A 5,331-nucleotide genomic window follows, 5' to 3' on the forward strand; every position below is an offset into this window, starting at 1 on the left:
CGCGATGGTCATGAACGGCTCGTTCCTGCGGGCCTCGCTGTTCACCTCGGTCGTCTCCTTCGGCGTCGCCGCGATGGCGATGGGCCTCGGTGTCCTGTTCACCGTCACCGGCGTGGCCCTGCTGAAGGTCGCCCCGATGAAGGTCGAGACCGCCTGACGGTCTCCCGCTCCCAAGGCCCCGTCGCATGGGGCGCGGCGGAAGGACGAGGGGCCCGGTGCACGCGCACCGGGCCCCTCGGGCGTCCCCCGGCCCCCGGCCCGCAAGATCGTCAGACGCTCCCGGTCGTGATCACGACCACGTCGGTCTGACGATCTTGCGCGCTCGGGGGGTACTGATCGTCAGACCGTCCTGGGGGTGATCACCCCCACGAGGGTCTGACGATCAGTCAGCCCTGGGTGGCGTCAGGGCTGGTAGGCGGGCACCACGCGGCTGCTGGCGCCGGGTTCGGCGGCGCCGAGTACCTGCTGCCCGGCCTGGTCAGCGAGGGCCGCAAGCGCGGCCTGTTCTACCGCCGGATCGCCGAGCTGACGTCCCTGGCCCCGGCCCGCCGCTACGGCCTGCCGAGCAAGGGCAGCATCGGTGTCGGGTACGACGCGGACTTCTCCCTCGTCGACACCTCGGGCACGTGGACCGTGCACGCCGAGGACTCGCTCTCTCCACCCAGGAGTACATCCCGTTCGAGGGCTTCGAGCTCGGCGCGCGCGTCACCGACACCTGGGTGCGCGGCCAGCGCGTGCTGCAGGCGGGCAACGTCGTGGGCCAGCCGCGCGGCCGGTTCCTGCGCCGTCCGACCGGGAAGTGAGCGTGCCGGTGCGCGACGGTCAGGACACCGGCGAGGGTGGCGGCGCCACCGGCGGGCCGCTGGCCGGGCTCAAGGTCCTCGACGCCTCGACGAACCTGGCCGGCCCGCTGGCCGCGCAGATCCTCGGCGACTACGGCGCCGACGTCATCAAGGTCGAGCACCCCACCCGGGGCGACGGCATGCGCGGTCACGGGCTCGACAAGGACGGCGAGCCGCTGTGGTGGAAGATGATCAGCCGCAACAAGCGACCCTCGGCCTGTACCTCGGCGACCCCGAGGGCGCCGAGGTCTTCCGCCGGCTCGCGGCCACCGCGGACGTCGTGGTCGAGAACTTCCGCCCCGGGACCCTGGAGCGGTGGGGGCTCGGGTACGACGTCCTCTCGCGCGACAACCCCGGCCTGATCCTGCCGCGGGTCACCGGCTTCGGGCAGTCCGGCCCCTACGCGAGCCGCCCGGCGTTCGGGACGCTGGTCGAGGCGATGAGCGGCTTCGCGCACCTCACCGGGTCGCCGGACGGTCCGCCGACGCTGCCGGCGTTCGGCCTGGCGGACTCGATCGCCGGGGTCGCCGGCGCCGCCGCGGTGTCGATGGCGCTCGACCACCGGGCCACCCGCGACGGGAAGGGGCAGGTCATCGACCTGGACCTGCTCACCCCGCTGATGACGGCCGTGGGCCCTGGTGTCATCTACGCCGACCAGCTCGGCGTCGACCAGGACCGCACCGGGAACCGGTCGCTGAACAACGCCCCGCGCAACACCTACCTCACGGCGGACGGCCACTGGGCGGCGATCTCGACGAGCGCCAACAGCATCGCCGAGCGGGTGATGCGTCTCGTCGGCCACCCCGAGGTCGTCGACGAGCCGTGGTTCGCGACCGGCCGCCAGCGCGCCGAGCACGCCGACCCGCTCGACGCATACGTCGGCGAGTGGATCGGCGCGCGCAGCCGCGAGGAGGTGTCCCGCGCCTTCGCCGAGGCCAGCGCGGCCGTCGCCCCGGTGTACAAGCCGAGCAAGCTGCTCGACGACCCCCAGGTGCAGGCGCTCGACCTGGTGACGCAGGTGCAGGACGACACGACCGGCCCGGTCCGCATGCAGAACGTCATGTGGCGGATGGGCGCGACGCCCGGGAGCATCCGCTCGACCGGCCGTCCCCTCGGCCAGGACACGGACGCCGTCCTCACCGAGGCGGGACTGTCACCCGGCGAGGTGGCGGCCCTGCGCGACCGGGGGGTCATCGCCTGACCCGACGGCTGACCCGACGCCTGCCCAGCTGCCTGCCCAGCTGATCGTCAGACCGTCCTGGGGGTGATCACCCCCAGGACGGTCTGACGATCAGTACCCCGCGGGGATCAGGAGGTCGCGGGGGTGGTGGGCTCGCTCGAGGGGCTGCCGGACGTCGTCGACCCGTCGGTCGGCGTCGACCCGTCGGTCGGGGCGCCGGCGTCCTCGCCGTCCAGGCCACCCGCGTCGCGCAGCGCTTGGGTGACGAGCGACGCCAGGTTCTCGGGCGACCAGTCCCGCACCGTCTCGCCGTCCACCCGCACCCACGGGGTGCCGGGCATCCCGTTCTCGTTGGCCAGCCGGGTCGCCTGGCGGGCGAGACCGACGTACCGCTCCTCCTCGATGCACTCGCCGACGGACTGCGGGGCGCCGACCATCGTGGCGATCGTCGTCAGCTCGGCGGTGCTCAGACCCTCCCCGCCCTCGTCGGGCTGGTTGGTGAACATGGTGCGGTTGAACTCCTCGAACGCCTCCGGGGCCTGTCCCGCCACGCAGAAGGCCGCCCCGGCCGCGCGGCTCGAGTACCCGCCGGAGCGGTTGTCGAGGATCGCGACGGGGTGGTAGACGATCTTCGCGGCCCCCTCCTCGGCGAGCGACGCGAGCTGGGTGGCGTTGGCCTCCTCGAACGACTTGCAGGCCGGGCACTGGTAGTCCAGGTAGACGTCCACGGTCACCGGCGCGTCGTCGTCACCGACGACGACGGCGGCGTCCTCGGTGACGCCCGGGGGCCGCTCGGCGGTGATCTCGCCGCCGTCGCGCACGGCGTCCCGGATGACCAGGCCGACGACCAGGGCGACGGCCAGCACGGCCACGACCAGGCCCGTGACGAGCAGCGCGCGGGAGCGGCGGCGACGACGCTCCTCCTCCTCGCGCAGGAGCCGCGCCTTCTCCCGCGCCTCGACCTTCGCGGTGTGCTTGCTGCTCGGCCTCGAGCTCTTCGGGCTCATGCGGGCTTCCTCCAGGGGTGGGGTCGGGACGTCGAACGGTCCGCTGCGGGGTGCGGTTCCTGCGCGGGTCGGTCCGGGGCCGAGGGGCCGGCGGTCCGGACCCCGGCGGCGGTCACGTGGTGTCGGCGCGACGGCGGCGGGCCAGCACCCAGGCCGCCGCGCCGGCGCCGACGGCGACCACGAGCAGCGCAGCCAGCCACGGGAGGGCGCCGGCCGCCGCGCCGGTCTGCTCGGCCGCGTCCTCGGCGTCGCCCTGGGCGGGGTCCTCGGCGGTGCCCTCGGTCGTGTCCTCGGTGGCGTCGGCCTGCGGGTCCGCCGCCACCGGCGGCTCGGCGCCCGGCTCGGTCGTCGCGCCGGGTGCGGTGGCGGCTGGGCCCGCGCCGGGCGCGTCGTCGGCGGCCCGGAAGCCCAGCTCGCCGTCGACGGGGTGCCCGTCGGCGGAGGTGACGCGCCAGCGGATGCCGTAGTCCCCCGCGCCGAGGCCCTCCGGCAGCGGTTGCACGACCCGCTGGCCGTCGACGACGGGGTCGGCGAGCGTCACCGGGCCCTGGGGGCCGACGACCTCGACCGCGGCGCCGACGGTCAGGACGTCCTGGTCGAAGACGAGGGTCAGCTCCTCGGGGGCGTACGGGACGGTCGCGCCGTCCGCAGGGTCGGACGACCGCAGCACGTTGTGCGCCGCCGCCGCGGGGGCCAGGGCGCCCGACACCACGGCCAGGACGGCGACGGTCAGCCACGCCACCGCGAAGCGGGTGGCCCGGGGCCCGGGGGCCGGTCGGCGGACGGCGTGCGGCAGGTGGGAGGGGCGCGGCAGGTGGACGGGTGCTCGGGTGGGACGCACGGGTGACCTCTCGTCGGGACCGACGTTGCGGCGGGATCGGGACCGGTCCGCCGTCCACCCCTCGGGTGTCAGGCGGCGGCGAGCACCGGAGGTCCGCGGCGCGGCCGCACCCTGCGGACGACGGCTCCCCGCAGGTCCGCCACGACGGCCGGCACGAGCACCGGCCGCTGCGGGACGGCCGCAGCCGGGACCCCGGCCGGACGCACCACGACGCTGGCGGCGGCCGCCAGCGCCCCGCGCACGGACCGGCGCAGCAGGGACCACGAGGCGGCTCCGGCGGACAGGACCGCCACGTGCGTCGCGAGCAGCGGGACCACCGTCAGCACCGCGGCGAGCGCCACCTGGCGGGCGTCGGCGGCGACGGCCTGCGAGCAGCTGCTCGGCAGCGCCGCCCACAGCCAGTGCGCACCGGCCGCGGCGAGGCGGGCGACCGCGGGCAGGCAGGCGCTGAACCCGCCACCGGGGAGGACGGCGGTGACCGCCTGCCAGACGACGTGGACCGCCGCGAGCAGCACCAGGGCGCTACGCGCTCGGGCGGCCGGCGTCGTCGTCACCCCAGCAGGGTACGCGGGAGCGGTCCGGGCCCCGCCGGCCCGGTGGGGCCGCTCACCACGTCAGGGGCGGCCCGGGCAGCGGCGACCAGTCGGGCACGCCGACCCCCTGGGCCCCGTCCCGGGCCAGCACCACCACGGCCGCCACGACGACGAGCAGCAGCACCGCGACGGTCACACCGCGGACCACGGCACCGCGTGAGGGCCCCCGGGCCAGCATCCGCGCGCCCCGGCGGACCGACCCGCCACCCGGGCCCCACCACGCCGTGGCGACAGCCGCGAGCGCCCCCGCGGCCAGTGGCGCGGGCTCGAACGGCGCGGGGGACGCCTGCCCGGCCACGAGGCCGACCAGGAACATCGCGCTGGCCCCGACCAGGACCGGCAGGACGAGGGCGAAGACCGTCGCGAGGACCGCGCCGACGAGGTGCCAGGGCGTGGTGATGACGGCGACCGGGACGTCGGAGCGGCGCGGACCGCGGGCCCACCGGCGTCGCAGCACCTGCCCGTGGGCCCGGTCGACCGTGCGGGCGGTCACGGTCAGCAGGGCGCCGATGACGGCCGTCCAGACCGGGGCGACGGCCGCCGCGGAGGCCAGGGCGGCGGTCCCGGCGAGCAGCACCGGCGTGGTCGAGGGCCACGGGGCGTTCGCCTGGCCGGCGTGGTCGGGCCGCTCGCCGGGCGGACGGGTCGTGACGGCCCCCGGTGGCGGCCCCCCGGCGGGCAGGGCGGGTGGGTACCCCTGCCCGTTCACCTGGCCCTGGAGCTGGCCCTGGAGCTGGCCCTGCACCCGGCCGTCGGCCGGCGCGTGGGGAGCGGCGCCGGGCGCCGGTGGTGGCCACTGACGCGGCGGCGCCGCCGTCCCGGTCGGGGTGCGCGGGCCCGTCGGGGCGGTCGCGGGTGCGACGGCGGG

General features: G+C 76.6%; 3 protein-coding genes and 4 pseudogenes. 3 read left to right on the forward strand and 4 right to left on the reverse strand.

Annotated elements, in window-relative coordinates; genetic code table 11:
• The 3 pseudogenes from ACYVQV_RS18795 to ACYVQV_RS18805 all read left to right on the forward strand — a co-directional run.
• Positions 1 to 157 (forward strand): annotated as a pseudogene (locus tag ACYVQV_RS18795) (aromatic ring-opening dioxygenase LigA); the annotation flags it as partial.
• A gap of 275 nt (positions 158 to 432) precedes the next feature.
• A pseudogene (locus ACYVQV_RS18800) lies at positions 433 to 803 on the forward strand (amidohydrolase family protein); the annotation flags it as partial.
• Between the two features lie 8 nt (positions 804 to 811).
• Positions 812 to 2,043: pseudogene (locus ACYVQV_RS18805) on the forward strand (CaiB/BaiF CoA transferase family protein).
• A gap of 107 nt (positions 2,044 to 2,150) precedes the next feature.
• Here ACYVQV_RS18805 and ACYVQV_RS18810 read toward each other — a convergent pair.
• The 4 genes and pseudogenes from ACYVQV_RS18810 to ACYVQV_RS18825 form a co-directional block, all read right to left on the reverse strand.
• A complete protein-coding gene (locus ACYVQV_RS18810) occupies positions 2,151 to 3,029 on the reverse strand; it encodes a DsbA family protein (RefSeq protein ID WP_461024850.1) in 879 nt (292 codons plus the stop codon).
• Positions 3,030 to 3,141: 112 nt separating this feature from the next.
• On the reverse strand, positions 3,142 to 3,870 hold the full coding sequence (locus ACYVQV_RS18815; RefSeq protein ID WP_461024851.1) for a copper resistance CopC family protein: 729 nt from the start codon (positions 3,868 to 3,870) through the stop codon (positions 3,142 to 3,144).
• 68 nt (positions 3,871 to 3,938) lie between these two features.
• The gene (locus ACYVQV_RS18820; protein ID WP_461024852.1) at positions 3,939 to 4,424 is read right to left on the reverse strand and encodes a hypothetical protein; all 486 of its coding nucleotides are present in this window, start codon (positions 4,422 to 4,424) and stop codon (positions 3,939 to 3,941) included.
• Between the two features lie 52 nt (positions 4,425 to 4,476).
• Positions 4,477 to 5,331: pseudogene (locus ACYVQV_RS18825) on the reverse strand (hypothetical protein); the annotation flags it as partial.

The organism is Thalassiella azotivora, assembly GCF_054781695.1.